We start from the raw sequence: 26,518 nt of genomic DNA on the forward strand, positions 1-26,518 counted from the left end.
ATTGATGCCTCAAAAAGCTCTTAGCCGGCGAATAAACCTTCGCCATTAACCGTCATTTTTGGGTATGGTTTCAAAAGTCTTGCGCTTTCGTCGGCGATAGTGCTGTAAGGCCGCAAGAGCCGCAGTCGTTTTCCGGGGGCACACGTGAAAAACAACGTCAAATTCACCAGCAAACTTCGCTACTGGTTCGACCAGACCATGGCGGCGGGCACGGGCGCGCTGATCGGCTGGCTCGGCATCATCTCGCTTGTTATCATCATGGTGTTCGGTGCGATCATCGCGCTGACCGGTCTGACGCAGGCCGATGGCGAATCGTTGACTTTCAGCGAAGCCATGTGGGCATCGCTGATGCGCACGCTGGACGCTGGCACCATGGGCGGCGACACCGGCTGGGTGTTCCGCTTCGTGATGCTGCTCGTCACGCTCGCCGGCATCTTCGTCGTCTCCACCCTGATCGGCATCCTGTCCTCCGGCATCGAGAACAAGCTCGACGAGCTGCGCAAGGGCCGGTCCCAGGTGCTGGAAGAAGAGCACACCATCATTCTCAACTGGTCGCCGTCGATCTTCGACGTGATCGCCGAACTGGTGATCGCCAATGAGAGCCGCCGCAATCCGCGTATCGTCGTCATGGCCGACCTCGACAAGGTCGAGATGGAAGACGAGATTGCCGCCAAGATCGATGATCTCAAAAATACCAAGGTCATCTGCCGCTCGGGCGATCCGACCGATCTCACCGATCTCGCCATCGTCAATCCCAATGCCTCGCGTTCGATCGTCATTCTCTCTCCGGATGCGACAGATCCCGATTCCAGCGTGATCAAGACCATTCTGGCCATCACTCAGAATCCCCATCGCCGCACCGAGAAATACCGGATCGCGGCGGAAATCCGCGACGTCCACAATGCCGAACTCGGCGCGATCGTCGGCGGCGACGAAACGCAACTGGTGCTGGCCGACGATCTGATCTCGCGCATCGTCGTTCACTCCAGTCGCCAGCCAGGTCTCAGCGCCGTCTATACCGAACTTCTCGATTTCGACGGATCGGAAATCTACACGATCCCTGCCGAGCCGCTCTCCGGCCGTTATTACGGCCAGGGCTGCCTCGCATTCGAAACCTCGACGCTGATCGGCCTGGTCACGGTTGACGGCAAGGTGGAGCTGAACCCGGCCAAGGATCGCAAGATCCTCGCCGAGGAACGCCTGGTCGTCATCGCCGAGGATGACGACGCCATCGAGGTCAAGGGCTTGCAGGGAACTATCGACACGTCGATGTTCAACGCCGCCCGCTCCAATGTGATCCAGCCGGAACGCACGCTGCTGCTAGGCTGGAACCGTCGCGCCCCGCTGATCGCCACGGAATTGTCGCGCTTCGTGGCGCCGGGCTCGGTCCTGACCATTGTTGCCGATACGCCTGATCTCGCTGGCAAGACTGCGGGCATCCGCCTCGCCTCCGACAATCTCACGCTCGACATCCGCAACGCCAATTCGTCATCGCGGGCCGAAATTCGCGCCCTCGATCCGCTCTCCTACGATCATATCCTTGTCCTCGGCTATAACGAGGATCTCGACCCGCAGCCGGCAGACACGCGCACATTGGTCACGCTGTTGCATCTGCGACAGGTCGCCGAGGAGGCCGGCCGCCGCTCGAGCGTCGTCTCGGAAATGATCGACGTGCGCAACCGCGAACTGGCCGAAGTCTCCAAGGCCGACGATTTCGTGGTCAGCAACAAGCTGGTCAGCCTGATGCTGGCTCAAGCCGCCGAAAACGAATTCATGTCGCGCATCTTCGGCAGCCTGCTCGACGAGGAAGGCGCAGAACTCTATCTCCGTCCGGCTTCCAACTATGTGCAACCGGGCGCGACGGTGGATTTCTATCAGCTGACGCTGGCCGGCCTGATGCGCGGAGAAACGGTGATCGGCTATCGCCAGCGCGGCGTGACTGTGGATGAGCGCCGCCTTGGGGGCGTAAAGATCAACCCGTTCAAGTCCCAGAAGGTAACCTTCTCCGAGGGCGATCAGGTGGTCGTGCTGGCGTCAAACGGCTGAGACGACGATATTTCTGCGGAGGGCGGGTGTTCGCGCCGCCCTCCACCCTTTTCCAGGTCCTGGAAATAGGCCATAGCTTGCGTGAAAAGAACAATGCAAGGCTTGGCAATGACCGCTTTCGATGTGCTCACGATCGGCAACGCGATCGTCGACATCCTCTCCCGCTGCGAAGAAGATTTCCTCGTCGACAATGAAATCGCCAAGGGCGCGATGAATCTCATCGACGCCGAACGATCGGCGCTGCTCTATTCGCGCATGGGACCGGCGATCGAAGCCTCCGGCGGCAGCGCCGGCAACACCGCCTCGGGCGTGGCCAGCTTCGGCGGCAAGGCCGCCTATTTCGGCAAGACCAGCCGCGACAAACTGGGCGAGATCTTTGCGCATGACATGAAGGCGCAAGGGGTGCATTTCGCCACTCCGCCGCTCGGCGGCACGCCGCCCACCGCAAGCTCGATGATCTTCATCACGCCGGATGGCGAGCGTTCGATGAACACGTTTCTCGGCGCCTGCGTCGAATTGGGCGTCGAGGATGTCGAGCCAGAGGTGGTTGCCACGTCCAAGGTCACCTATTTCGAAGGCTATCTCTGGGATCCGCCGCGCGCCAAGCAGGCGATCCGCGAATGCGCCCGCATCGCCCATGAAAACGGTCGCGAAATGTCGATGACGCTGTCGGACAGTTTCTGCGTCGATCGCTGGCGCGATGAATTTCTCGAACTCATGCGCTCCAAGACCGTCGACATCGTTTTCGCCAATCGCGCCGAACTCCTGGCGCTCTACCAGACCTCCGATTTCGACGGCGCGCTCGACATGATCGCTAGAGATTGCGACCTCGCCGCCGTGACGCTCAGCGAGGAAGGCTCGATCATCGTCGCCAAGGGCGAGCGCATTCCGGTTCAGCCGCTTGCGGTGGACAAGGTGGTGGATACGACGGGCGCCGGCGATCTCTATGCGGCCGGCTTCCTGTTCGGCTACACCAACGGCTTCGGTCTTTCCGATTGCGGTCGGCTCGGCAGCCTGGCCGCTGGCCTGGTGATCCAGCAGATCGGTCCGCGCCTGCAAACCTCGCTGCGGCAGGCCGCCCGCGACGCCGGCTTTATTTTGTGAAGGCCTCGCCCGGATAAGCGCCCCAGATCTCGGCCTGGCTCACCCAGCCTTCGACACCCTGCGCCTCGCCGTGGCACCATTGGCCATTGCATTCGTCGATCTTGAGAACCACGCCCGGCTGGAGCCGGGCGACGACGGATGCGCTGTCGCGCGAATCACTGCGCATGTTGACAAACACGTCATCGCCCTTGTTGCGCATCCAGGGAGCGGCGAGCGCGCTGCGGTCGCCAGACAGCAGCGAGTGGAACACCCAGCCTTCGGCCCCTTCGGCGTCGCGAATGCGCCGCCAGTTGTCATATTCCTGGATCACTTCGACCGGCAGGCCGGACTTGGTGTAGAGCCAGGACACCGCGTAATCCTGCCCCGGCCCGACCCGAAGATTGACTTTCTTGGCCTTGAGCGACACGAAGCGCGGCAAAGGCAGGCCGCTCGACCCCTTGGCCGCCTGGGCAAGCGCATCCATCGGCGCGCCGATGCCGGTGAGAAGGGCGAGCACGCCTGCGATGAAAACAGCTGATTTGCGCTTTGTCATATCAATGCTCCGGCCAGACCGAACGCCGGGGAAGAACAGGGCCATGCGCTATCCCCCGAGAAGGAAGCGATTGTTTTCACAGGCGGGTCTGATTAAGACTATGCTTACCGCTGGGAGCATCGCCCAACTTGGTTAACGGGCCGTCAACAGGATCGCGGAAGCAGGCATGTCGAACAAGAAAAAGCCTTTGGTCTATATCACCCGAAAGCTGCCGGATCCGGTGGAAACCCGGATGCGCGAATTGTTCGAGGCCGAACTCAATATCGACGATACGCCGCGGACGCGCGGGGATCTCGCCGCCGCCATGGCGCGCGTGGACGTGCTGGTTCCGACCGTGACCGACCGGATCGACGCAGAACTGATCGAGGCCGCCGGCCCGCAATTGAAGCTGATCGCCAGTTTCTCCAACGGCATCGACCATGTCGATGTCGAGGCCGCCGCCCGCAAGGGCATCACCGTCACAAATACGCCCAACGTGCTCACCGAAGACACCGCCGACATGGCGATGGCGCTGATCCTCTCCGTGCCGCGCCGGCTGGCCGAAGGCGCGCGCATCCTCACCGATCGCAAGGGCGAATGGGGAGGCTGGTCGCCGACCTGGATGCTGGGCCACCGGATCTGGGGCAAGCGGCTGGGCATTATCGGCATGGGCCGCATCGGCACGGCGGTGGCGCGCCGCGCCAAAGCCTTCGGCTTGGCCATCCATTATCACAATCGCCATCGCGTCAGCCCACAGACCGAAGCGTCGCTCGAAGCCACCTATTGGGACAGCCTTGACCAGATGCTGGCCCGCGTCGACATCGTCTCGGTCAATTGCCCCTCGACGCCCGCCACCTATCACCTGATGTCGGCGCGGCGGCTGGCCCTGATGCAGCCGACCAGCTATCTCGTCAACACCGCCCGCGGCGGCGTGGTCGATGAGACGGCGCTGATCAAATGCATCCGCGAAGGCAAGATCGCCGGCGCCGGCCTCGACGTGTTTGAAAACGAGCCGATCGTCAATCCCAAGCTGTTGAAACTCGCGCATGAAAACAAGGTGGTGCTCTTGCCGCATATGAGTTCGGCGACGATCGAGGGTCGCATCGATATGGGCGAAAAGGTGATCATCAATATCCGCACCTATTTCGACGGCCACCGGCCGCCCGACCGCGTGTTGCCACGCCGGACCTGATCAGGGATCGATCGGCGCCGCATCGAGATGGCGCCAGAGATACCAGGACGCGATGGAGCGATAGGGACGCCAAGGCTCGGAGACATCGGCCAGCGTCTTGTCCGGCCCGAACAGCAGCCGCACCGCCCGCTGCAGGCCCGCATCGCCATGCGAGGCGACGTCGGGTCGTTGCAATCCGAAGATCAGGAACATTTCCGCCGTCCATTTCCCAACCCCGGGCAACGCCGTCAGCGCTTTGGTCACAGCCTCTTCATCCGGCTCGGCGGCGAGCGCGACGAAATCGAGTTGGCCAGCGGCGACCTTGTCGGAGAGCGCGCGGAGATATTTCACCTTGGCGTTGGAAAGGCCGCAGGCCCGGAGCGCTTCGGCTTCGACGGCCAGAATGGCGCTCGGCTCCAGTTCGCCGCCGATCACCGCGAGCACCCGCCGCTCGATCGTATCCGCCGCCTTCACCGACAATTGCTGGCCGATGATGGAGCCGGCAAGCGTCCGAAACGGATCGAAGGCCTGATCGAGCAGCACACACCGTCCATGACGGGTGACGAGCGCGGCCATGACAGCGCAATTTTCTTTCAGATGGCGTTCCGCGGCGCTGAGGGTCATGATCGCACTCCCGGCGCCGACAGTAACGCGCAATATACTGATGCGGCAACCGCAAAGATCCGCCTGTCGCGCGGATGTAACAGCCATCCCCGGAAGCGGCGTGATGCCGAAATTGTGATGGCGATTGGCAAGACGTGGGCGGAAGCACGGGTCTAGACAAGGACATTCATCCTCCCCCGGAAATCGCATCGAGTCCGCCATGCCTACAGAGATCATTACCACACGCCGCGCCATGCTTTTCGGCATGGCCTCCGCCACCGCGGTCCTTGCCGGCTGCGCCACGGACCGTAGTCGCATTGCCAATCCGCCCGCGCCGCAGCCGGTCATGCGGCCGATCACCGCTCCTGGCGACGCCGATCTCGCAGTGATGTACGGCCCCGTCTCCGACGGCGGCTTCCTGATCCCGGCCATCCCCTACCAGCAGATGGACGCGAAATTCTATCGCCAGCGTGTCATCGACCCCACCGGCGAGGCGGCTGGCACGGTGGTGGTCGATACGCCCAACCGGTTCCTCTATGTCGTCGAACCCGGCGGCACCGCCATGCGCTATGGCGTCGGAATCGGCCGCGAAGGTTTTGCCTGGCAGGGCGAAGGCGTGATCCATTGGCGCCAGCCCTGGCCGCGCTGGAAGCCGCCAGTGGAAATGGTGGCCCGCCAGCCAGAACTTGAGCAGTATTCGATTGAGAACGGCGGCATGGAGCCAGGCCTCAAAAATCCGCTCGGCGCCCGCGCGCTCTATATCTTCCAGAACGGCCAGGACACGCTCTACCGGCTGCACGGCAATCCGGATTGGCGCTCGATCGGCAAGGCGGTGTCATCTGGCTGCGTCCGGCTGATCAACCAGGATGTCATCGATCTCTATGAACGCGTGCCCTATCACGCCCGCATCGTGGTGTGGCAGTAACGCCAAAACAAGCCCTCGCCTGTCGCGGGGGCTATTCCATCATCAGGATGTGGTTGCGAACGACAGGATAGATCTCGTTGTCCCAGCGGCGGCCGTTGAAGACGCCGTAATGACCGACATTGGCCTGCAGATGATGTCGCTTGAGGTGCGGGCGCAGCGACGAACACAGGTCATGCGCCGCCGCCGTCTGGCCGAGCGCGCAGATATCGTCGCGCCCGCCCTCGACGGTGAGCAGCGCCGTGCGGCGGATCTTGCCGGGATCGACCTTGCGGCCGCGATAGTGGAACTCGCCGGTCGCCAGTTCGGCGCGGTGAAAGATCCGGTCGATCGTCTCGATATAGAATTCCTCGGTCAGATCGAGCACAGCGAAATATTCGTCATAGAATGTCTTGATCTTCTCGGCCGCCTCGACCTCGCCGGCGGCGAGATGATCATAGAGCTTCTGATGCGCCGTCTTGTGCCGGTCCATGTTCATCGCCATGAAGGCCGTCAATTGCAGAAAGCCGGGATAGACCCGCCGTCCGCCGCCGCCATAGCGATAGGGCACCGGCGAAATCACCGATTGTTCGAACCAGGCGAGCGATTTCGACACCGCGAATTCATTGACCTCGGTCGGGCTTTCGCGCGGATCGATCGGGCCCGCCATCAACGTCATCGATCGCGGCGTGGCGGGATTGTTGTCCTCCGACATCACCGCCACGGCGGCGAGACCCTGCACGCAGGGCTGACAGACCGCAAGGATATGGGCGCCGGGGCCGATTTCCTCCAGAAAGCGAATGATATAAGCGATGTAATCCTCAACCCCGAAGGAGCCCGCCGACATCGGCACGTCGCGCGCGTTCTTCCAGTCGGTGATGTAGACGTCGTGATCGCGCAACAGCGTCTCCACCGTACCACGCAACAAGGTCGAGAAATGCCCAGACAAAGGCGCGATCACCAGCACCTTGGGCTGCGGCATCTCGATATCCTTGCGAAAATGCAGGAGATCGCCGAATGGCAGGCTAAAGCTTACCTCTTCGCTCACGGCGGCGTCGGCATTGCCGGTTCGCACGCGCCGGATCTCGAAGGGCGGGCGGGCATGGCTTATCTCGAAACGAGACACCATTTCCAGAGCCGCCAGCCAATGCCGGCCAAGCGCCTGTTCGCGGACGGGGAAATTGGCGGAGAGCCAATCCATCCATCCGCGCGCCATCATTCGGAGCGGCGCGACCATATCGTCTTGGAGCTGGTAGGCTTGATAGAGCATCGCGATACCCCTGCTTCGGCTGCGAAAGCCATTGTGCATTGCAAAAAACTAGTGCATTTCTACTGGTAAGACCAGCAAATACTGCGTGCAGCAATGCACGGGCGGGAGGCCGTGATGAGCGAGACGACGCTGACGATATCCTCTAAAAACTATTCCTCATGGTCCATGCGCGGCTGGCTTCTCTGTCGTATGGCCGGCCTGGAGTTTCTCGAGCGACCCGTCGATATCGACGAGTCGGCGCGGCGTGAGCTGCTGCTGCTTTCGCCGTCGGTCCTGGTGCCGCGTTTGAACCACAATACGGTCAGCGTCTGGGATACGCTGGCAATCGCGGAATATCTGGCGGAGATCAAGCCGAAGGCGGGCCTGCTGCCCAAGGATGTCGCGGCCCGGGCTCATTGCCGGGCCGTTTCGGGCGAGATGCATTCGGGCTTTCACAATCTGCGCTCAGCGCTGCCGATGAACATCAAGGCCCGTCACGAGCGCTTCAAGGTGTTCGCCGGGGCGCGGCCCGACATCGAGCGCATCAAGGCGATCTGGACCGAATGTCTCGCGGCATATGGCGGTCCCTGGCTGTTCGGCGACAAGCCGACCGTGGCCGACGCCATGTATGCGCCGGTCTGTTCGCGCTTCCTCACTTACGCCGTGGATCTCGAAGCGCCGCTCGCGGCCTATCGCGACCGAGTGATGGACTGGTCGCTGGTGAAGGACTGGATCGAGGGCGCCCGGGCCGAGGCCGACGAGATCATCGAACTCGAAGTCGAGTTCTGAGACGCCGGGTCAGGCGTCTCAGTCGTTAAGGTCACAGTCCGATTTCATGCGCCCAGGGCGGATTGGCGCCGGCGCGCGACACGGTCACCGCCGCCGTCTTGGCGCCCAGCGCGAGCGCATTGCGCACCGCCTGTTCCGAGAGATTGGCGACCGACGCTTTGGTCAGCAGTCCATCGCGCTTGAGAGAGGCGAGAACGCCCGCGTCGAACGTGTCGCCGGCGCCGATCGTGTCGACCACCGTCACCTTCTCGCTGGGAACCTCGACTTTGAGCGTGTTGGTGTAGCCCACCGCGCCGTCGGCGCCCTTGGTGATCACCACCAGTTTCGCGCCCATGGCAATCCATTCCTTGGCGAGCATGTCGTGATCGCCGGGCATGCCGAACCAGTCGAGATCTTCATCGGAAAATTTCAGAATGTCGGATTTGGCCGCCATGCGCAGGATGCGCGCCATATGGTGCTGCTTGTCATTGATGAAGCCGGGGCGGATATTCGGATCGAGCGAGATCACGCGGCTGTCCGTCTCCCGCATCAGCAGCGCTTCATAAGCTGCGCCACAGGGATCGGGGATCAGGCTGATCGCGCCGAAATGCAGCGCTTCGCAATCATCTCCCAATGTCGGCAGGTCATTGACCGAGAGCATGCGGCCGGCGGTGTTTTCGTCATAAAAGGCATAGGTGGCCGAACCATTGACCAGCTTGACGAAAGCGACTGTTGTCGGCCGCGCGGAAATCGCGCAATGACTGAAATCCACCTTGGATGCGACCAGCGTCTCACGAAGGACGTCGCCCAGCATATCGCTGGAAAGGCCGGTGAAGAAGGCGGTGTCGACGCCCAATCGGCCCAGCGCGATCGCTGTATTGAAGATCGCCCCGCCCGCATAAGGCGCATAGGCGTTTTCTCCGAGTGTCGACTGCCTCGGCAGCATGTCGATCAGGGCTTCACCGCAGCACAGGATCATGTCTCTTCCTCCCAAGGTCGCGCTATCACTTCAAACGATTTAGATGAGCGCGCAAAAAAAATCCAGATCCTTTGGACCTGGATTTTAGCATTTGCTCACCATGTGAGTATTTGCTCAGGCTGCGGCTGTCGGCATTTCTTCCAGGCCAAGCAGGAAGTTGATCTGGGGACGCGCCTTCACGAGATCGTCGATCGTGTATTCAGACAGAACTTCGAAAAAGGCGTTGAGCGCGCGGCGTAGGGCTGAATTCAGGCCGCAGCTGTCGATCAGCGGGCAATCCGCCGCGCCATCGTCGAAACATTCGGCCATCGAGAAATTCTCCTCGGTGACACGGACAACATCGAGAAGCGTGATCTTGTCGGCCGCGCGGCCCAAGCGAACGCCGCCATTGCGGCCACGAACCGTGTCGACCAGACCAGCCTTGTGCAATGGCTGCAGGATCTTGAAGAGAAACAGTTCGGAGACATTATACGCCCTGGCGATCTCCGGAATGCGGCTCAAATTGGGTTGATTGGCGGCGCAATACATCATGATGCGCACTGCGTAATTCGTCTGCTTGGTCAGCCGCATGCATAGGCTCCCTGGCCGGTTTGTTTGCCTTATATAGACCCTCTCGTAGTTTGGAACAATTCCAAAAACGTGAAAATCACAATCATGTTATAAACATTTCGCCGTATTGACAGGCTCCTCCGCCCGGCATTACCGAAGCATGCTAAAATAAACGCAAATAGTCAACTTTAGGAGGAAGCCTTGCGCGGGAAATTGAAACTTGCCGGAATGCTCACGGGTCTTGCGACGGCGCTCAGCGCGGGCGCAGCCTATGCCGATGGCGAGGTCAACATCTATTCCTATCGTCAGCCGGAGCTTATCCAGCCGCTGCTCGACGCCTTCACCAAGGAAACCGGCGTCACCGCCAATGTGCTATTCCTCGACAAAGGCCTGGTGGAACGCATCCAGGCGGAGGGCGAAAATTCACCGGCCGACGTGATCCTCACCGTCGACATCGCCCGGCTGACCGAAGCCAAGGATGGCGGCGTGACGCAGGCCGTCGTCGACGAGACGATCAACAAGGACATTCCCGCCAAATATCGCGACGCCGACAATCAATGGTTCGGCCTGACCACGCGCGGTCGCGTTGTCTACGCATCGAAGGATCGCGTCGCCCAGAACGACATCACCTATGAGGAACTCGCCGACCCCAAGTGGAAGGGCAAGATCTGCATTCGCGATGGCCAGCATTCCTACAATATCGGCCTGTTCGCCTCGATGATCGCTCATCACGGCGCCGACTATACCGAAAAATGGCTGACCGGCCTCAAGAACAATCTCGCCCGCAAGCCGAACGGCTCGGATCGCAGCCAGGCGAAATCCATCGCCGCTGGCGAATGCGACATCGCGCTCGGCAACACCTATTATGTCGGCGTCATGATGACCAACGACAAGGAGCCGGAACAGAAGGAATGGGTGAAGGCGATGAAAGTGCTCTTCCCCAATGCCGGCGATCGCGGCACCCATGTCAACATTTCCGGCATGGCGCTGGCGAAATACGCCCCCAACAAGGACAACGCCATCAAGCTGATGGAATTCCTGTCCTCCAAGCCCGCCCAGGAAATTTATGCCGAGCAGGTCTATGAATATCCTGTGCTGCCGGGCGCCGAACCCTCGGCGGTGGTCAAGAGCTTCGGGACCATCAAGCCCGACCAGATGCCGCTGACCGATGTGGCCAAATATCGCAAGCAGGCGTCCGAACTGGTCGACAAGGTCGGCTTCAACGACGGACCGTCGCAGTAAGGGCCTCGGCTTTTCAAGCTTGAACCCCAAAGAAAAGCCCGCCGGAAACGCATTTCCGGCGGGCCTTTTCATTGTGTCGCGATAACAGCGATTATTTCATCGTCGGCATGACGAATTCGGCGCCATCCTTGATGCCCGAGGGCCAGCGGCTGGTGACCGTCTTGGTGCGGGTCCAGAACTTGATGGAATCCGTGCCGTGCTGGTTGAGGTCGCCGAAGGACGAGGACTTCCAGCCGCCGAAGGAGTGGTAGGCGAGCGGAACCGGGATCGGCACGTTGACGCCGACCATGCCGATATTGATGCGCGAAGCGAAATCGCGGGCGGCATCGCCGTCGCGGGTGTAGATGGCGACGCCATTGCCATATTCATGCTTCATCGGCAGGTCGAGCGCTTCTTCATAGGTCTTGGCGCGCACGACCGAGAGGACGGGTCCGAAGATTTCGGTCTTGTAGATGTCCATGTCGGGCGTGACGTTGTCAAACAGGCAGCCGCCGACGAAGTAACCGTTTTCATAGCCCTGCAGCTTGAAATCGCGGCCATCGACGACGAGCTTGGCGCCGGCCTCGACGCCGCTGTCGATCAGGCCGAGAATGCGGTCGCGCGCTTCCTTGGTGATGACGGGACCCATATCGGCCTTGTCATCGGTATAGGGGCCGATGCGCAGCGATTCCACCATCGGCGTCAGCTTTTCGATCAGGCGGTTGGCGGTGTCTTCGCCAACGGGAACAGCCACCGAGATCGCCATGCAGCGTTCGCCGGCCGAACCGTAGCCCGCACCCATCAGCGCGTTGGCGGCCTGGTCGAGATCGGCGTCCGGCATAATGATCATGTGATTCTTGGCGCCGCCGAAGCACTGAGCGCGCTTGCCGTTCATTGCCGCCGTGCCATAGACATAGCGGGCGATCGGGGTCGAGCCGACAAACGAGATCGCGCTGATATCGGCATGGGTGAGCAGGCCGTCGACGGCCGACTTGTCGCCATTGACGACGTTGAGAATGCCGGCCGGCAGACCAGCCTCGATCATCAGTTCAGCCAGACGGATCGGCACGGACGGGTCGCGCTCTGACGGCTTCAGGATGAAGGCGTTGCCGCAGGCGATGGCCGGCGCAAACATCCACATCGGGATCATGGCCGGGAAGTTGAACGGCGTGATGCCTGCGCCGATGCCGACAGCCTGGCGGATCGAGTACATGTCGATATTGGGGCCTGCGCCTTCGGTAAACTCGCTCTTGGAGAGATGCGGAATGCCGATGACGAATTCGCACACTTCAAGGCCGCGCACGATGTCGCCCTTGGCGTCTTCAATGGTCTTGCCATGCTCGGAGGACAGGAGAGCGGCAAGCTCATCCATGTTGTCGTTGAGCAGCTGCACGAATTTCATGAACACGCGGGCGCGGCGCTGCGGGTTGGTCGCGGCCCATTTGGGCTGCGCCGCCTTGGCGTTCTCGACGGCGGCGTTCAGTTCTTCAGCGCTGGCAAGCGAGACTTCCGCCTGGATTTCGCCGGTGGCGGGGTTGAAGACGCCCTGTTTGCGGCCCGAAGTTCCGGCGACCTGCTTGCCGCCAATGAAATGTCCGATCTGACGCATGGATGTTCCTCCGTGATTATTGATGGCGGCATCATGCGCTATAATTTCGACAAAACAAGACGATGTTTTGCGCATCCATTGTGCGTATTTTATAGCCCTGTGACGTCAGGCGAGCTGCTTGTACATATAGGTGCAGGCGTCATAGACATCCGCGAAAGGATCGCGGCTATAGGCGGGAATGACGCCCGCGACCTCGAAACCCGAGGCGCGATAGAGCGGTTCGCCCTTGTCGCCGGAGCGGGTGTCGAGCGTCAGAAGCGTCAGCCCCTTGTCGCGCGCCGCCTGCTCCACCGCCGCCATCAAGGCCTTGCCGATGCCGCGGCGCTGGAAGGCGGGATGAACCAGCATCTTCTTGACGTCGGCGCGATGGGCCTGGTTGGGTGGCGTGTCCGCGTCGAGCTGCACCGAGCCGACCACGCGGCCGCCCTCCATCCAGCCGAGAACGGTCAGCAAGCCGTCGTCCATCCGCGCCAGCACTTTCTTGCGCCAGAAGCGCTCGGCGTCCGCCATCGCATAGGGCATGACGAAATTGACGCTGGCGCCATCCATCACGCAGGCATGCAGGAGGTCGGACAACTCATTGATGCGAGCCTCGATATCGGCGGCGGAGAGAGGAACAATGCTCATGTGAAAACCTCAGACGATAAACAGGAAATAATGCGCGCCTTCAGTGTCCGAGGCGCGGAAGCTGGAAGGGCCCGATATCTTGTAACGAAGGCAATCGCCGGGCCCGATGTCATAGGTGCGGCCTTCGATGGTCAGCGCCAAGCCGCCCGCAATCATGATCAGGTGATGTTCGAGGCCGGGGCGCGGCGGCAGCTGGTAATCGATGCGGGCGGCCGGCTTCAGCCGGCATTCCACCGCCTCCCCCGAAAGGCTCGCAGCCGGCGGCGAGACCGAACGGCGTTCGAAGCCGAGGCTGGCGTCGGTCCAGACCGGCTGATTCTCCGGCCGGACCAAAGGCGTGAACGCGTCCTCCACCATGCGCATCAGCCGCGACATCGGCATGCCATAGGCGCCGCAGAGGCGGCCGAGCACATTGGCGGTCGGGCTGACCTCGCCCTTTTCCAGCCGTGACAGCGTCGCGCGGCTGACCCCGCTTCTTTCCGCGAGATCGTCGAGCGACCAGCCGCGCTCTGTGCGCAGCAGCTTCAGACGTTGGGCAAGTTGGGCGTCGAGCGGATCAATTTCTTCCATAAACGAGAAATAATCTCATTTATGAGAAGTCGTCAAGTCTGATCACATCACCAGATGGGCGAGCCTGTCCGCATAGGCTTTAGCCGCATCGTCATCGGCAAAGCCGACAAACAGCATGGCGTAGCGAGTTTCCTTGGGCTCGCCGCGCCTGCGGCTGGTCATGTCGATCTGGAAGGTGGGGTGAGCGAAATTCTCGCTCAGCGCCTTCATCGGCGGCACGCCGCGAGCAATCGGCGCGCGACCGTTCCAGGCCAGAAACTGGCCATTGGCCATGAAGGCGTCGAAAGCCGCGAAGAAGGCCTCGCGATCGGAGGCGAACTTGCCCTTATAGACGACATCACCGATCTGGAAACGCTCGTCGCGCATGGTCGGCTTGACGGTGACGCGGCTGATGATCGGGGCGCGGTTGAGCGCCACGCCGCATTCCATGGCGAATTTCACCAGAGCGGGCGAGCCCGAACGATAATCTTCGACCGTCTCGGCGATCGTTCGAACCAGTCCCGCCTGCAGTGCGAAGGCCATGCGTCTTCCCCTTTTGTGATGGGCAAGGACATAGCACACCTGATGGACCGGGCAAGAGCGCGGCGCTTCTCGCCGCCACCCATTTATCGCCGCCCCGGGCGGCTGCTTCTTTCCGACTCTGTCGCCGCATGCTAACAGCAGACCCATGAAAAACGGTGATCATCTTTTCCTCGTCGACGGGTCCGGCTTCATCTTCCGGGCCTTCCACGCGCTGCCTGCGCTGACCCGCAAGTCGGACAAGCTGCCGGTGGGCGCGGTGTCGGGCTTCTGCAACATGCTGTGGAAGCTGCTGGTCGACGCGCGCAACACAGATGTCGGCGTCACGCCGACCCATTTCGCGGTGATTTTCGACTATTCCTCGGCCACCTTCCGCAAACAGATCTATCCCGACTACAAGGCCAACCGTTCGGCCCCGCCCGAGGATCTGATCCCGCAATTCGGCCTGATCCGCGAGGCGACTCGGGCCTTCAACCTTCCCTGCATCGAAACCGAAGGCTACGAGGCCGACGACATCATCGCCACCTATGCCCGCCAGGCCGAAGCGACCGGCGCCGAGATCACCATCATCTCCTCCGACAAGGACCTGATGCAACTCGTCACCCCGCGCGTGCATATGTATGACGCGATGAAGGACAAGCAGATCTCGATCCCGGAAGTGATCGAGAAATGGGGCGTACCGCCCGAAAAGATGATTGACCTGCAGTCGCTCACCGGCGATTCCACCGACAATGTGCCCGGCGTGCCCGGTATCGGCCCGAAGACGGCGGCGACGCTGCTCGAACAGTTCGGCGATCTCGACACGCTGCTCGCCCGCGCCTCCGAGATCAAGCAGGAGAAGCGCCGCGAAAGCATTCTCGCCGCCCGCGATCTCATCCAGGTTTCGCGCCAGCTGGTGACGCTGAAGACCGATGTGCCCGATCTCGCGCCGCTCGAGGATCTCGTGCTGCATCCGCAGGACGGGCCGCGCCTCGTCGCCTTCCTCAAGACGATGGAATTCACCACGCTGACCCGCCGCGTCGCCGAGGCGACTGGTGCCGACGCCGCCGAGATCGAACCGGCGCCTGTCAAGATCGAATGGAACAACGCTGCCCACGGCCCGGATCTCGATCCGACGGCCGCCGACGGCAAGCCCGCAAAGGCCTCCGCTGCGGCCAAGCCTGCGAGCGACGCGTCGGCCACAGGCGTCGGCGGCGACCCCGTCTTCACCCCGAAGGCGCTGGCGGACGCCCGCATCCAGGCCTTCGCCTCAAGCCCGATCGATCCGTCCACCTATGAGACCGTGCGCGACACGGCCCGACTGGAAGCCTGGGTCAAGCTCGCCCGCGACACCGGCCTCGTCGCCTTCGACACCGAGACGACCTCGCTCGATCCGATGCAGGCGGAACTCTGCGGCGTCTCGCTCGCCGTGGCCGACAATGCCGCCAATTCATCAGGCGCCGTGATCCGCGCATGCTATATTCCGCTCGGGCACAAATCCGGCCGCGGCGACCTGCTTGGCGGCGGCATCGCCGAGGGCCAGATCCCGCTGCGCGACGCGCTCGCCATCTTGAAGCCCATGCTCGAGGATCCCGCAATCCTCGTGATCGCCCAGAATATCAAATATGACTGGCTGATCATGAAGCGCCACGGCATCGAGGTCGCCCGTTACGACGACACGATGCTGATGTCCTATGTGCTCGACGCTGGCGCGACGCTGCACAATATGGACACGCTGTCGGAGCGCTGGCTCGGCCACAAGCCGATCGCCTATAAGGATGTCACCGGCTCCGGCAAAAGCGCCGTGACCTTCGATATGGTCGACATCGACAAGGCCACGGCTTATGCCGCCGAGGACGCCGATGTGACGCTGCGCCTCTGGCATGTGCTAAAGCCGCAGCTCGCCGCCAAGAGCCTGACGCGGGTCTATGAACGGCTGGAACGGCCGCTCGCCACCGTGCTCGCCAGCATGGAAGCGCGCGGCATTTCCATCGACCGGCAGATTCTCTCGCGTCTGTCGGGCGAACTCGCCCAGTCCGCCGCCCGCATCGAGGACGAAATCTATCAGCTCGCCGGAGAGCGCTTCAACATCGGTTCGCCCAAGCAGCTTGGGGAAATCCTGTTCGGCAAGATGGGTCTGGATTCCGGCGGCGGCAAGACCAAGACCGGCCAATGGTCGACCTCGGCGCAGGTGCTGGAAGATCTCGCCGCCGCAGGCCATGACCTGCCGCGCAAGATCGTTGACTGGCGCCAGATCACCAAACTCAAGAGCACCTATACCGATGCGCTGCCGTCTTACGTGAACCCTGAGACCAAGCGGGTGCACACCTCCTACGCCATGGCCGCCACCACCACGGGCCGGCTGTCGTCGTCGGAACCGAACCTACAGAACATCCCGGTGCGCACCGCCGAAGGCCGCAAGATCCGCACCGCCTTCGTGGCCGAGCCCGGCCATGTGCTGATCTCGGCCGACTATAGCCAGATCGAACTGCGCGTTCTCGCCCATGTCGCCGATATTCCGCAGCTCAGCCGCGCCTTCGCCGAAGGCATCGACATTCATGCGATGACGGCGTCGGAAATGTTCGGCGTGCCGGTCGAAGGCATGCCGTCGGATGTGCGCCGTCGCGCCAAGGCCATTAATTTCGGCATCATCTACGGCATTTCCGCTTTCGGCCTCGCCAATCAGCTCAGCATCGAGCGGTCGGAAGCCGGCGATTACATCAAGCGCTATTTCGAGCGTTTCCCCGGCATCAAGGCCTATATGGAAGAGGCCAAGGCCAAGGCGCGCGAATTTGGCTATGTCGAAACCATTTTCGGCCGCCGCATTCATTATCCCGAAATCCGCTCGTCTAACCCGTCGGTCCGCGCCTTCAACGAGCGCGCCGCGATCAACGCGCCGATCCAGGGCTCTGCGGCCGACGTCATCCGCCGCGCCATGATCAAGATGGAGCCGGCGCTGGACGCGGCGAAGCTCAAGGCGCGCATGCTGTTGCAGGTGCATGACGAACTGATCTTCGAGACCACCGAGGACGAGGCCGACCGCGCCATCCCCGTCATCCGCGAGGTGATGGAAAACGCCGCCTTCCCGGCCATCGAAATGAGCGTGCCGCTCGCCGTCGACGCCCGCGCCGCGAAGAACTGGGACGAGGCGCATTGAAGGTGAGACGCCTTCAATTCTCCCTGAGCGCGTAAGGCAACGCGGCGCGGCGGTCGTGATCGATCACCAGCCGCCCCTTGAGCGGCGGCATGGCGCGGCTGGGACACTGGCCGCGCGCGCAGATCCGGCAGGAGATGCCGATCGGATCGAAGGCTCCTCTGTTGTCCAGATCGAGATCGTCGGCATAGACGAAGCTGTCGGCATAGGAAATCTCGCAACCCAGCGCGAGCGCGTAATGCTGTTGCGGCTTGCGGAAACCCCGTCCGCCCTTGGAGATCTGCGTGGCGAAACAGAGATAACGCACGCCATCCGGTGTCTCCGCCAATTGCCTTATGATGCGGCCCGGCTGCTCAAAGGCCTGATGCGCGTTCCATAGCGGACATGCGGCGCCGAAACGGGCAAATTGCAGCTTGGCGGCGGAATGGCGCTTGGTGATGTTGCCGGCCCGGTCGATGCGGGCAAAAAAGATCGGCACGCCCTTGGCCCCCGGCCGCTGCAGCGTGGACAGGCGATGACAGACCTGCTCGAGGCTCGCGCCGAAGCGCATGGCCAGCAGATCGAGATCATGCCTCAGCGCCCGCGCCGCCTCCATGAACACCCGATAGGGCAGGATGAGCGCGCCGGCGACATAGTTCTGCAGGCCGATGCGACAGATCTCGAAAGCTTCCGTGGTGCGGAAGCCGGCATTGCGGGCGATCTGGTCGATCATGTCGGGCAGAGACAGTTGGGCGATCTGCAGCGCCATCTGGAAATCGCGGGTGGCGGCGGGCAGATAGGCGTTGAGTGTCAGGATCTTGGCCTGCCGGTCATAGCTGCGGATCATGTCGTCTTCGGTGAGCGCCTTGCGAATGCGCACTCCATGCGCCCGCTCCAGAAAAGCGGCGAGCGGCGCGCTCGGATCGGCTTCGCCGAGCCCGATCTCTGCGGCCAGCTGTTCGGCGGCGATATCGAGATCATGAATGTAATTGTCGACGAAGTGAAAGAAGTCCCGCACTTCTTCATAGGGCGTGTTTTCGGCGATGCCAGGCGAACGTCCCAGCGTGTCGTCGATGCTCGCCAACTGTTCGGAGTTGTGGCGGTAGGCGCGATGACAGGCGATCAGCGCATGCGCGACGCCAGGCGCATTCTGCGCCACCAGCTTCAACTCCTGCAGGCTCGCCGATTGCGCCTCAAACAGCGGATCGTTGAGCGCCTCGGTCAGCGCCGAGAGCAGCCGGTCGCCTTCGCCCGCCGAGAGATCGGAAAGATCGACACGGAATTTCTCGGCCAGCGCAATCAGCACGGCGGCGGAGACCGGGCGTTGATTGTTTTCGATCTGGTTGAGATAGCTGACGGAGATGCCGATGCGCTCGGCGAATTGCGCCTGGGTGGCCTTGTTGATCTGCCGCAATTCGCGAACCTTGCGGCCGATATAGAGTTTTCCGATCGCCATAGTCGCATCTCTCCGCCATTGTCCGTGTCAGACTTGCGCATTTTTCGCAAATTCGCAATTCTCAGTTCGTAGTATTGCAAACCGCACAAGTTCGCCTGTTCAACTCTAGGCCCAGGCGCGGTTCGGACGTAAAGGAAAATGAGTATGCCGAGCGGGAAGGATGGGAGCCATATGCGCGAAATTCTCGAACAGCTGGAAGACAGACGGACCGCAGCGCGGTTGGGCGGCGGCGAACGCCGCATCGCCACCCAGCATTCCAAGGGCAAGCTGACTGCGCGCGAGCGGCTGGACGTGCTGCTCGACGAAGGCTCCTTCGAAGAATACGACATGTATGTCACCCATCGCTGTGTCGAATTCGGCATGGAGCAGGACAAGATCCCCGGCGACGGCGTCGTCACCGGTTGGGGCACCATCAATGGCCGCCTCGTCTATGTCTTCAGCCAGGATTTCACCGTGTTCGGCGGCTCGCTATCGGAAACGCACGCCCAGAAGATCTGCAAGATCATGGACATGGCCGCCCGCAACGGCGCGCCGGTGATCGGGCTTAACGATTCCGGCGGCGCGCGCATCCAGGAAGGGGTGGATTCGCTGGCCGGTTACGCCGAGGTGTTCCGCCGCAACGCCGAAGTCTCCGGCGTCATTCCGCAAATCTCGGTGATCATGGGTCCCTGCGCCGGCGGCGCGGTCTATTCGCCCGCCATGACCGATTTCATCTTCATGGTGCGCGACAGTTCCTACATGTTCGTGACCGGCCCCGACGTGGTGAAAACCGTCACCAACGAGATCGTCACGGCGGAAGATCTCGGCGGCGCGAAAACCCATACGTCAAAATCCTCCGTCGCCGACGGCGCCTTCGACAATGATATCGAAGCGCTCCTCAAGATCCGCGATCTCTTCGATTTCCTGCCGCTCAACAACCGCGAAAAGCCGCCGGTGCGGCCCTTCCACGACGACCCGAGCCGGCTGGAAGCGCGGCTGGACACGCTGATCCCCGACAGCGCGGCCAAGCCCTATGACATGCGCGAACTGATCCTGGCGATCGCCGACGAAGGCGATTTCCACGAGATCGGCGAGGCCTTCGCCCGTAACATCCTCACCGGCTTCATCCGCATCGAAGGCCAGACCGTCGGCGTGGTCGCCAATCAGCCGATGGTGCTGGCCGGCTGCCTCGATATCGACGCTTCGCGCAAGGCGGCGAAATTTGTGCGCTTCTGCGACGCTTTCAACATTCCGCTGCTGACGCTGGTCGATGTGCCGGGCTTTCTGCCGGGCACGGCCCAGGAGTATAACGGCATCATCAAGCATGGCGCCAAACTCTTGTTCGCCTATAGCCAGGCCACTGTGCCAATGGTGACGCTGATCACCCGCAAGGCTTATGGCGGCGCCTATGACGTCATGGCCTCCAAACATATCGGCGCCGATGTCAATTATGCCTGGCCGACCGCCGAAATCGCCGTGATGGGCGCCAAGGGCGCGACCGAAATCCTCTATCGCGCCGAGCTTGGAGACCCCGAAAAGATCACTGAGCGCACCCGCGCCTATGAAGAGCGGTTCGCCAATCCCTTCGTCGCCGCCGAACGCGGCTTCATCGACGAGGTGATCTGGCCGCATTCCTCGCGCAAACGCATCGCCCGCGCTTTCGCCATGCTGCGCTCCAAGAAGCAGGAGAGCCATTGGCGCAAGCACGACACGATGCCGCTCTGAGGTATCAGCCCGATGAGCCCCTCCCCCCGCATGGCCGCCCAGGGAATTGACAAGCGTCAAGTCTTTGATGCGCCTACAGGTTTTTTAAGCGAACGCTTTACAACAGCGGCATTCCGCCGCACACTGTCCTCCTGCTGCTCTCGGGAGGATGGCGATGGCGGAGAGAAAAATCCTGACGCGCGAGGAGGCGCGAAAGGACCACGAGGCCATGTTGCGTTTCATGGCCCTTCGGTTCGCGCTGGGGCTGTTGGTCGGCCTTGTCTGTGCGAGCTTGATATTCCTGCTGGACATCGGCAGCCTCGGCTCGCGGCTGGCGCGCGCTTCGGATCCGATCATTCCGGTGTTTCTGATCGCGGTTCCCATGGGCCTCACATTCGGGGCTGTGGCCGTCTGCATCGCCATCTGGGTGTTGCCCTATGAAGCGAAATATCAGGAACGCGAAACCGGCCGGGACCCTTTCTGACGGCGCACCGCAAGGCGGGTCGCGATGAGGACCGCCATCATGGGCATCAAGCCAAAACTGACACCGACGGAAGCCCGCGCCGATCACTGGCGCATGCTGCGTTTCATGGGCCTGAACGCCGCCTTCGGCGTGTTTCTGGGCCTGATGATCGCGGCCCTTCTCATTATACTCGATATCGGCGGGATCGGCAGCCGCATCGCGCGCTCCGAGACGCCCATTCTTCCCATCATCCTGATCGCCTTTCCGCTCGCGCTGACCTTTGGCGCGGCTGTATCAGCGTCGGCGATCTGGATGATGCCCTATGACAGCAAGTTTCGCGCGGAAAACGACAATAAGCCCGACCGCGGCGAGGGAGACAAAGACGCATGATCAAGAAAATCCTCATCGCCAACCGGGGCGAGATCGCCTGCCGCGTCATCCGCACGGCCAAGAAGCTGGGCATCGCCACCGTCGCCGTCTATTCCGACGCCGATCGCGACGCCATGCATGTCAAACAGGCGGATGAGGCGGTGCATATCGGCGCAGCGCCGTCCGCCCAATCCTATCTCGTCATCGACAAGATCATCGAAGCCATCAAGGCGACCGGGGCGGATGCGGTGCATCCCGGCTACGGCTTCTTGTCGGAAAACCGCGCCTTCGCCGAACGGCTGGAGAAGGAAGGCGTGACCTTTATCGGCCCGCCGGTCGGCGCGATCGAGGCGATGGGCGACAAGATCACCTCCAAGAAGCTCGCCGCCGAGGCCGGCGTCTCCACTGTTCCCGGCTATATGGGCCTGATCGCCGACGCCGACGAGGCGGTGAAGATCTCCAACGAGATCGGTTATCCCGTGATGATCAAGGCCTCTGCCGGCGGCGGCGGCAAGGGCATGCGCATCGCCTGGAACGAAGCCGAGGCGCGCGAAGGCTTCCAGTCGTCGAAGAACGAGGCGCGCAATTCCTTCGGCGACGACCGCATCTTCATCGAGAAATTCGTCGACCAGCCGCGCCATATCGAAATCCAGGTGCTGGGCGACAAGCATGGCGAGGTGATCTATCTCGGCGAGCGCGAATGCTCGATCCAGCGCCGTAACCAGAAAGTCGTCGAAGAGGCTCCCTCCTCCTTCCTCGACGAGACGACCCGCCGGGCGATGGGCGAACAGGCGGTCGCTCTGTCGAAAGCCGTGGGTTACCATTCCGCCGGCACGGTTGAATTCATCGTCGATGGCGCGCGGAATTTTTACTTCCTCGAAATGAACACCCGCCTGCAGGTCGAACACCCTGTTACCGAACTGATCACCGGCATCGATCTGGTCGAGGAGATGATCCGGGTCGCCAATGGCGAAAAGCTGCGGCTGACCCAGGAGGATGTGAAACTCAATGGCTGGGCGATCGAAAGCCGCCTCTATGCCGAGGACCCCTATCGCGGCTTCCTGCCGTCGATCGGCCGGCTCAGCCGCTACCGGCCGCCGCAGGAAGGCCATCTCGCCGACGGCACGATCACCCGCAACGACACCGGCGTGTTCGAAGGCGGCGAGATCTCGATGTATTATGATCCGATGATCGCCAAGCTCTGCACCTGGGCGCCGAACCGCGGCCAGGCAATCGAGGCTATGGCCCGGGCGCTCGACGATTTCGAGGTCGAGGGCATCGGCCACAACCTGCCCTTCCTATCAGCGGTGATGGCGCATCCGCGCTTCTATTCCGGCAATATCACCACCGCCTTCATCGCAGAGGAATGGCCTGAAGGTTTCCAGGGCGTCGAGCCCAACATGGATCAGGCCCGCATCCTCGCGGCCATCGCCACCTTCGCCCATCTCACCGACGAACAGCGCAAGACGAAGATCTCCGGCGCGCTCGCCAATCACAGCCGCGCCGTGGGGACGAGCTTCGTCGCCACCGGCGGCAAATATTACTGGCCGGTGGGCGCCAGCCTCGAGGCCGGCGTGATGGCGCTGAACTTCGATGACGACGTCGCCTTCACCGTGCAATCGGACTGGACGCCCGGCGATCAGCATGGCCGCTTTTTCATCAACGGCCAATCCTATGGCGTCAAGATCGCCAAGTCCTCCACCGGCTGGCGATTGCGCTTCCGCGGCATCGATCTCGTGCATCAGGTGATGACGCCGCGCGTCTTCGAACTCTCGCAATTCATGCCGGTCAAGAAAGCCGCCGACACCTCCAAGCAGTTGCTCTGCCCGATGCCGGGCGTCATCACCCAGGTGCTGGTGAAGGACGGCGACACGGTGGAAGCCGGCCAGAGCCTCGCCACCGTCGAGGCGATGAAGATGGAGAACGTGCTGAAGGCGGAGCGCCGGGCCGTGGTCAAGGCAGTCAAGGCGTCGGTCGGCCAGAGTCTGGCGGTCGACGAGGTGATCATGGAGTTCGAGTGAGATGGGATTTCGGATGACTGGGCTGACGGCGCCGTTGCATTCTTCCCTCTCCGTCGCAGTGACACTGAACCTCAGGTCGGGCGATAAGCAGGGTCTGCGTCACGGATTGGACTCGCACAGATCAAGGCGTTTGATGGAGGCGCTTCACGATGTGTTGCGCATGGTCCTGCCCTCCAAAAAAGACCGCAAGCACCTGGATCTGGCGAAGTTCGGCCTGGACCGAAAAATAGAATATCGCGCGGTCTTTGGTGACGCAGCGGAGATCAGGCAGAAGTTCGGGCAACAATGTTCCCTGGTGCGGAGCCGCGCCGAGGCGCATCATCTCGGCTTCAATGCGGCGCACGCGACGCTCGGCATTTTCAATAGCATCCGAAATGGGTTCGCCCAACGCGGTATAAGACGTCACCAGAAACCGCAATATCGACACGAGGTCTCGGTCGATCTCTTTGGTTCTGGTGACTTCAAAGACCATAAGTCGCCCGCTGTGCGGCAATCAACTCGTCCAGATGCTTCTTGCTTTCTTCGGCGTTCAAGAAGGGTCCTTTTTGCCTCTCAAGGAGCAGGTCCCTCAGGGCCGCAAGCTCAGCCTCATGCGACTCGTGCCGTTCACGCAGCAGCTCAAGGCCCCTTTGCACAACGGCGCTCACACTGGAATACTGACCTTCTTCGACCAGCCGCCTTGCAAAGCTGTCTTGCTGCTCGGAAATCGAGACCGACGCTTTCACCGACATTTCGCCGTCCTCCTGTTGAGAGGCCAAATTACTACTCCATAGCAAATGCGTCAATTCGGACATGGTTTTGCGCCGCTTGTCCTCGCTTGACGCCTGTCGAGGATTGATCTCATGTCCGCCAAGACCATCGACGACTGGAACCGTCTCGCCGAGCGCGAACTCAAAACCTCGCCCGAGACGCTGACCTGGAAGACGCCCGAAGGCATCGACGTCAAGCCGCTCTATACCGAGGCGGACACCGAAAATCTCGGCCATCTCGGCACGCTGCCCGGCTTCGCTCCCTTCACGCGCGGCCCTCGCGCCACAATGTATACAGGGCGGCCCTGGACGATCCGGCAATATGCCGGCTTTTCGACCGCCGAGGAATCCAACGCCTTCTATCGCAAGGCGCTGATGGCGGGTCAGAAGGGTCTGTCGGTGGCCTTCGACCTCGCCACCCATCGCGGCTATGACAGCGACCATCCGCGCGTCACGGGCGATGTCGGCAAAGCGGGCGTGGCGATCGACAGCGTCGAGGACATGAAGATCCTGTTCGACAAGATCCCGCTCCAGGACATGTCGGTGTCGATGACCATGAACGGCGCGGTGATCCCGATTCTGGCCAGTTTCATCGTCGCGGGCGAGGAACAGGGCGTGGCCCGGGCCGATCTGTCGGGCACGATCCAGAACGACATTCTCAAGGAGTTCATGGTCCGCAACACCTATATCTATCCGCCCGAGCCCTCGATGCGGATCGTCGCCGACATCATCGAATATACGGCGCGGGAAATGCCGAAATTCAACTCGATCTCGATCTCCGGCTATCACATGCAGGAGGCCGGGGCGACGCTGGTGCAGGAACTGGCCTTCACGCTGGCAGACGGCCGCGACTATGTGCGCGCGGCGCTGGCCAAGGGGCTCGATGTCGACGAATTCGCGGGGCGCCTTTCCTTCTTCTTCGCCATCGGCATGAATTTCTTCATGGAGGCGGCCAAGCTGCGCGCGGCGCGGCTGCTCTGGTCGCGGATCATGGCGGAGTTCAATCCGAAGAAGCCGTCGTCGTCGATGCTGCGCACCCATTGCCAGACCTCGGGCGTGTCGCTGCAGGAGCAGGACCCGTATAACAATATCATCCGCACGGCCTATGAGGCGCTGGCGGCGGCGCTGGGCGGCACGCAATCGCTGCACACCAATTCCTTCGACGAGGCGATCGCACTGCCGACGGAATTCTCGGCCCGCATCGCCCGCAACACCCAGCTGATCCTGCAGCATGAAACGGGCGTCACCAAGGTCGTCGATCCCCTAGCCGGCTCCTATTATGTCGAAAGCCTGACCTCGGAGCTGGCGGAGAAGGCCTGGGCGCTGATCGAGGAGGTCGAAGGCCTCGGCGGCATGACCAAGGCGATCGAAACCGGCCTGCCCAAGCGGCTGATCGAGGAGGCCGCCACCCGCCGCCAGGCTGCGGTCGATCGCGGCGAAGAGGTGATCGTCGGCGTCAACAAATACCGGCTCGCCGAGGAAGCCGATATCGACACGCTCGACATCGACAACCGCGCCGTCCGCGAGGCGCAGATCCGCCGGCTTGAAAAGACCCGGCAGCTGCGCGACGCCAAGGCCTGCGAAGCCGCGCTTGCCGCGCTCGAACAGGTCGCCAGATCGGGTCAAGGCAATCTGCTCGCGGCGGCCGTGGACGCGGCGCGGGCGCGGGCCAGCGTCGGCGAGATTTCCGACGCCATGCGCCGCGTCTTCGGCGATTACGAGGCGGTTCCGGAAGTCGTCTCCGACATCTATGGACCGGCGAGCGCCGAGGATCCCGAATACCGGCAGATCGCCAGCCGGCTGGCGGAGCATGTGGCCAGACAGGGTCGCAAGCCAAAAATCCTCGTCGCCAAGCTCGGCCAGGACGGCCATGATCGCGGCGCGAAAGTGATCGCCTCGGCCTTCGGAGATATCGGCTTCGACGTGGTCGCGGGTCCCTTGTTCCAGACGCCGGGGGAAGCCGCCGATCTCGCCATCGGCAAGGGGGTTGACGTGGTCGGCGTCTCCTCGCTTGCGGCCGGGCATAAGACACTGCTGCCGGAACTGGTCGCGGATCTGAAAGCCAAGGGCGCCGGCCATATCATCGTGGTCTGCGGCGGCGTCATTCCGCGCAAGGACTATCAGTTCCTCTATGGCGCCGGCGTCGCCGCCGTCTTCGGCCCCGGCGCCAATGTCGTGGATGCGGCCCGCGCCGTGCTCGACCTCGCCGAAGGCAAATTGCGCAACGAATAGGACCTG

24 protein-coding genes are annotated in these 26,518 nt (G+C 62.1%); 12 read left to right on the top strand and 12 right to left on the bottom strand.

The window, feature by feature from the left end:
• Positions 1 to 144: 144 nt before the first annotated feature.
• A complete protein-coding gene (locus tag M2360_RS01595; RefSeq protein ID WP_280772615.1) occupies positions 145 to 2,046 on the top strand; it encodes a hypothetical protein in 1,902 nt (633 codons plus the stop codon).
• 108 nt (positions 2,047 to 2,154) lie between these two features.
• Entirely contained in the window at positions 2,155 to 3,150 is a 996-nt protein-coding gene (locus M2360_RS01600) for an adenosine kinase (protein ID WP_280773060.1), read from the top strand.
• Here the strand turns inward: M2360_RS01600 and M2360_RS01605 are convergent.
• Positions 3,140 to 3,682, bottom strand: a complete 543-nt coding sequence (locus tag M2360_RS01605) for an SH3 domain-containing protein (RefSeq protein WP_280772616.1) — start codon at positions 3,680 to 3,682, stop codon at positions 3,140 to 3,142. The two genes, M2360_RS01600 and M2360_RS01605, sit on opposite strands and share 11 nt — an antisense overlap.
• Positions 3,683 to 3,848: 166 nt before the next feature.
• Here M2360_RS01605 and M2360_RS01610 point away from each other — a divergent pair, with 166 nt between their 5' ends.
• On the top strand, positions 3,849 to 4,853 hold the full coding sequence (locus M2360_RS01610; protein WP_280772617.1) for a D-glycerate dehydrogenase: 1,005 nt from the start codon (positions 3,849 to 3,851) through the stop codon (positions 4,851 to 4,853).
• On the opposite strand, the gene M2360_RS01615 is transcribed toward M2360_RS01610, so the two are convergent.
• On the bottom strand, positions 4,854 to 5,456 hold the full coding sequence (locus tag M2360_RS01615) for a DNA-3-methyladenine glycosylase 2 family protein (protein WP_280772618.1): 603 nt from the start codon (positions 5,454 to 5,456) through the stop codon (positions 4,854 to 4,856). It lies immediately after the preceding gene.
• Positions 5,457 to 5,655: 199 nt separating this feature from the next.
• On the opposite strand from M2360_RS01615, the gene M2360_RS01620 reads away from it, so the two are divergent.
• The gene (locus tag M2360_RS01620) at positions 5,656 to 6,360 is read left to right on the top strand and encodes a L,D-transpeptidase (RefSeq protein WP_280772619.1); all 705 of its coding nucleotides are present in this window, start codon (positions 5,656 to 5,658) and stop codon (positions 6,358 to 6,360) included.
• 31 nt (positions 6,361 to 6,391) lie between these two features.
• Here the strand turns inward: M2360_RS01620 and phaZ are convergent, their stop codons facing one another.
• The gene (gene phaZ / locus M2360_RS01625; protein ID WP_280772620.1) at positions 6,392 to 7,606 is read right to left on the bottom strand and encodes a polyhydroxyalkanoate depolymerase; all 1,215 of its coding nucleotides are present in this window, start codon (positions 7,604 to 7,606) and stop codon (positions 6,392 to 6,394) included.
• Positions 7,607 to 7,720: 114 nt separating this feature from the next.
• On the opposite strand from phaZ, the gene M2360_RS01630 reads away from it, so the two are divergent.
• A complete protein-coding gene (locus M2360_RS01630; protein ID WP_280772621.1) occupies positions 7,721 to 8,374 on the top strand; it encodes a glutathione S-transferase in 654 nt (217 codons plus the stop codon).
• 31 nt (positions 8,375 to 8,405) lie between these two features.
• Here the strand turns inward: M2360_RS01630 and M2360_RS01635 are convergent, their stop codons facing one another.
• Together M2360_RS01635 and rirA are read right to left on the bottom strand one after the other, a co-directional pair.
• Positions 8,406 to 9,332 carry a carbohydrate kinase gene (locus tag M2360_RS01635; RefSeq protein ID WP_280772622.1) on the bottom strand — a complete coding sequence of 309 codons (927 nt, stop codon included), beginning with the start codon at positions 9,330 to 9,332 and terminating at the stop codon, positions 8,406 to 8,408.
• 114 nt (positions 9,333 to 9,446) lie between these two features.
• Positions 9,447 to 9,902, bottom strand: coding sequence for an iron-responsive transcriptional regulator RirA (rirA, locus tag M2360_RS01640; RefSeq protein ID WP_280772623.1), 456 nt, complete (start codon positions 9,900 to 9,902; stop codon positions 9,447 to 9,449).
• A 207-nt stretch (positions 9,903 to 10,109) separates the two neighbouring features.
• Between rirA and M2360_RS01645 the strand changes: the two genes are divergently transcribed.
• The gene (locus M2360_RS01645; protein WP_280773061.1) at positions 10,110 to 11,123 is read left to right on the top strand and encodes a Fe(3+) ABC transporter substrate-binding protein; all 1,014 of its coding nucleotides are present in this window, start codon (positions 10,110 to 10,112) and stop codon (positions 11,121 to 11,123) included.
• Positions 11,124 to 11,214: 91 nt separating this feature from the next.
• On the opposite strand, the gene M2360_RS01650 is transcribed toward M2360_RS01645, so the two are convergent.
• From M2360_RS01650 to M2360_RS01665, 4 genes are all read right to left on the bottom strand, one after another.
• Positions 11,215 to 12,711, bottom strand: coding sequence for a CoA-acylating methylmalonate-semialdehyde dehydrogenase (locus M2360_RS01650; RefSeq protein WP_280772624.1), 1,497 nt, complete (start codon positions 12,709 to 12,711; stop codon positions 11,215 to 11,217).
• A gap of 105 nt (positions 12,712 to 12,816) precedes the next feature.
• On the bottom strand, positions 12,817 to 13,338 hold the full coding sequence (locus tag M2360_RS01655; protein ID WP_280772625.1) for a GNAT family N-acetyltransferase: 522 nt from the start codon (positions 13,336 to 13,338) through the stop codon (positions 12,817 to 12,819).
• Positions 13,339 to 13,347: 9 nt separating this feature from the next.
• Positions 13,348 to 13,908, bottom strand: coding sequence for an XRE family transcriptional regulator (locus tag M2360_RS01660; protein WP_280772626.1), 561 nt, complete (start codon positions 13,906 to 13,908; stop codon positions 13,348 to 13,350).
• A 42-nt stretch (positions 13,909 to 13,950) separates the two neighbouring features.
• On the bottom strand, positions 13,951 to 14,430 hold the full coding sequence (locus tag M2360_RS01665) for a hypothetical protein (RefSeq protein ID WP_280772627.1): 480 nt from the start codon (positions 14,428 to 14,430) through the stop codon (positions 13,951 to 13,953).
• A 145-nt stretch (positions 14,431 to 14,575) separates the two neighbouring features.
• Here M2360_RS01665 and polA point away from each other — a divergent pair, with 145 nt between their 5' ends.
• A complete protein-coding gene (polA, locus tag M2360_RS01670; protein WP_280772628.1) occupies positions 14,576 to 17,563 on the top strand; it encodes a DNA polymerase I in 2,988 nt (995 codons plus the stop codon).
• Positions 17,564 to 17,576: 13 nt separating this feature from the next.
• Here polA and M2360_RS01675 read toward each other — a convergent pair whose 3' ends face one another.
• Complete coding sequence (locus M2360_RS01675) at positions 17,577 to 18,995, bottom strand: helix-turn-helix transcriptional regulator (protein ID WP_280772629.1); 1,419 nt, start codon at positions 18,993 to 18,995, stop codon at positions 17,577 to 17,579.
• 171 nt (positions 18,996 to 19,166) lie between these two features.
• Here M2360_RS01675 and M2360_RS01680 point away from each other — a divergent pair, with 171 nt between their 5' ends.
• The 4 genes from M2360_RS01680 (at position 19,167) to M2360_RS01695 (ending at position 23,531) form a co-directional block, all read left to right on the top strand.
• On the top strand, positions 19,167 to 20,699 hold the full coding sequence (locus M2360_RS01680) for an acyl-CoA carboxylase subunit beta (RefSeq protein ID WP_280773062.1): 1,533 nt from the start codon (positions 19,167 to 19,169) through the stop codon (positions 20,697 to 20,699).
• A gap of 154 nt (positions 20,700 to 20,853) precedes the next feature.
• Positions 20,854 to 21,162 carry a hypothetical protein gene (locus M2360_RS01685; RefSeq protein WP_280772630.1) on the top strand — a complete coding sequence of 103 codons (309 nt, stop codon included), beginning with the start codon at positions 20,854 to 20,856 and terminating at the stop codon, positions 21,160 to 21,162.
• A 24-nt stretch (positions 21,163 to 21,186) separates the two neighbouring features.
• Positions 21,187 to 21,531, top strand: a complete 345-nt coding sequence (locus M2360_RS01690; RefSeq protein WP_280772631.1) for a hypothetical protein — start codon at positions 21,187 to 21,189, stop codon at positions 21,529 to 21,531.
• Complete coding sequence (locus tag M2360_RS01695) at positions 21,528 to 23,531, top strand: acetyl/propionyl/methylcrotonyl-CoA carboxylase subunit alpha (RefSeq protein ID WP_280772632.1); 2,004 nt, start codon at positions 21,528 to 21,530, stop codon at positions 23,529 to 23,531. The genes M2360_RS01690 and M2360_RS01695 overlap by 4 nt, the downstream gene beginning before the upstream one ends.
• A 121-nt stretch (positions 23,532 to 23,652) precedes the next feature.
• Here the strand turns inward: M2360_RS01695 and M2360_RS01700 are convergent, their stop codons facing one another.
• Positions 23,653 to 24,003 carry a type II toxin-antitoxin system RelE/ParE family toxin gene (locus tag M2360_RS01700; protein ID WP_280772633.1) on the bottom strand — a complete coding sequence of 117 codons (351 nt, stop codon included), beginning with the start codon at positions 24,001 to 24,003 and terminating at the stop codon, positions 23,653 to 23,655.
• Positions 23,993 to 24,262: a type II toxin-antitoxin system ParD family antitoxin gene (locus M2360_RS01705; protein WP_280773063.1), complete on the bottom strand. Its 270-nt coding sequence runs from the start codon at positions 24,260 to 24,262 to the stop codon at positions 23,993 to 23,995. The genes M2360_RS01700 and M2360_RS01705 overlap by 11 nt, the downstream gene beginning before the upstream one ends.
• Positions 24,263 to 24,373: 111 nt before the next feature.
• On the opposite strand from M2360_RS01705, the gene scpA reads away from it, so the two are divergent.
• Positions 24,374 to 26,512 (top strand): methylmalonyl-CoA mutase, encoded by a 2,139-nt coding sequence (gene scpA / locus M2360_RS01710; RefSeq protein WP_280772634.1) that lies wholly within the window; start codon positions 24,374 to 24,376, stop codon positions 26,510 to 26,512.
• The last annotated feature ends 6 nt before the right edge of the window (positions 26,513 to 26,518 follow it).

The organism is Rhizobium sp. SG_E_25_P2, assembly GCF_029892285.1.
Lineage (GTDB): Bacteria > Pseudomonadota > Alphaproteobacteria > Rhizobiales > Rhizobiaceae > Rhizobium_E.

Excerpts from the sequence above, each read along its gene's own strand:
- M2360_RS01600 (WP_280773060.1), top strand. The coding sequence starts at position 2,155 with ATGACCGCTTTCGATGTGCTCACGATCGGCAACGCGATCGTCGACATC.
- M2360_RS01605 (WP_280772616.1), bottom strand. The coding sequence starts at position 3,682 with ATGACAAAGCGCAAATCAGCTGTTTTCATCGCAGGCGTGCTCGCCCTT.
- M2360_RS01610 (WP_280772617.1), top strand. The coding sequence starts at position 3,849 with ATGTCGAACAAGAAAAAGCCTTTGGTCTATATCACCCGAAAGCTGCCG.
- M2360_RS01615 (WP_280772618.1), bottom strand. The coding sequence starts at position 5,456 with ATGACCCTCAGCGCCGCGGAACGCCATCTGAAAGAAAATTGCGCTGTC.
- M2360_RS01620 (WP_280772619.1), top strand. The coding sequence starts at position 5,656 with ATGCCTACAGAGATCATTACCACACGCCGCGCCATGCTTTTCGGCATG.
- phaZ (WP_280772620.1), bottom strand. The coding sequence starts at position 7,606 with ATGCTCTATCAAGCCTACCAGCTCCAAGACGATATGGTCGCGCCGCTC.
- M2360_RS01630 (WP_280772621.1), top strand. The coding sequence starts at position 7,721 with ATGAGCGAGACGACGCTGACGATATCCTCTAAAAACTATTCCTCATGG.
- M2360_RS01635 (WP_280772622.1), bottom strand. The coding sequence starts at position 9,332 with ATGATCCTGTGCTGCGGTGAAGCCCTGATCGACATGCTGCCGAGGCAG.
- rirA (WP_280772623.1), bottom strand. The coding sequence starts at position 9,902 with ATGCGGCTGACCAAGCAGACGAATTACGCAGTGCGCATCATGATGTAT.
- M2360_RS01645 (WP_280773061.1), top strand. The coding sequence starts at position 10,110 with ATGCTCACGGGTCTTGCGACGGCGCTCAGCGCGGGCGCAGCCTATGCC.
- M2360_RS01650 (WP_280772624.1), bottom strand. The coding sequence starts at position 12,711 with ATGCGTCAGATCGGACATTTCATTGGCGGCAAGCAGGTCGCCGGAACT.
- M2360_RS01655 (WP_280772625.1), bottom strand. The coding sequence starts at position 13,338 with ATGAGCATTGTTCCTCTCTCCGCCGCCGATATCGAGGCTCGCATCAAT.
- M2360_RS01660 (WP_280772626.1), bottom strand. The coding sequence starts at position 13,908 with ATGGAAGAAATTGATCCGCTCGACGCCCAACTTGCCCAACGTCTGAAG.
- M2360_RS01665 (WP_280772627.1), bottom strand. The coding sequence starts at position 14,430 with ATGGCCTTCGCACTGCAGGCGGGACTGGTTCGAACGATCGCCGAGACG.
- polA (WP_280772628.1), top strand. The coding sequence starts at position 14,576 with ATGAAAAACGGTGATCATCTTTTCCTCGTCGACGGGTCCGGCTTCATC.
- M2360_RS01675 (WP_280772629.1), bottom strand. The coding sequence starts at position 18,995 with ATGGCGATCGGAAAACTCTATATCGGCCGCAAGGTTCGCGAATTGCGG.
- M2360_RS01680 (WP_280773062.1), top strand. The coding sequence starts at position 19,167 with ATGCGCGAAATTCTCGAACAGCTGGAAGACAGACGGACCGCAGCGCGG.
- M2360_RS01685 (WP_280772630.1), top strand. The coding sequence starts at position 20,854 with ATGGCGGAGAGAAAAATCCTGACGCGCGAGGAGGCGCGAAAGGACCAC.
- M2360_RS01690 (WP_280772631.1), top strand. The coding sequence starts at position 21,187 with ATGAGGACCGCCATCATGGGCATCAAGCCAAAACTGACACCGACGGAA.
- M2360_RS01695 (WP_280772632.1), top strand. The coding sequence starts at position 21,528 with ATGATCAAGAAAATCCTCATCGCCAACCGGGGCGAGATCGCCTGCCGC.
- M2360_RS01700 (WP_280772633.1), bottom strand. The coding sequence starts at position 24,003 with ATGGTCTTTGAAGTCACCAGAACCAAAGAGATCGACCGAGACCTCGTG.
- M2360_RS01705 (WP_280773063.1), bottom strand. The coding sequence starts at position 24,262 with ATGTCGGTGAAAGCGTCGGTCTCGATTTCCGAGCAGCAAGACAGCTTT.
- scpA (WP_280772634.1), top strand. The coding sequence starts at position 24,374 with ATGTCCGCCAAGACCATCGACGACTGGAACCGTCTCGCCGAGCGCGAA.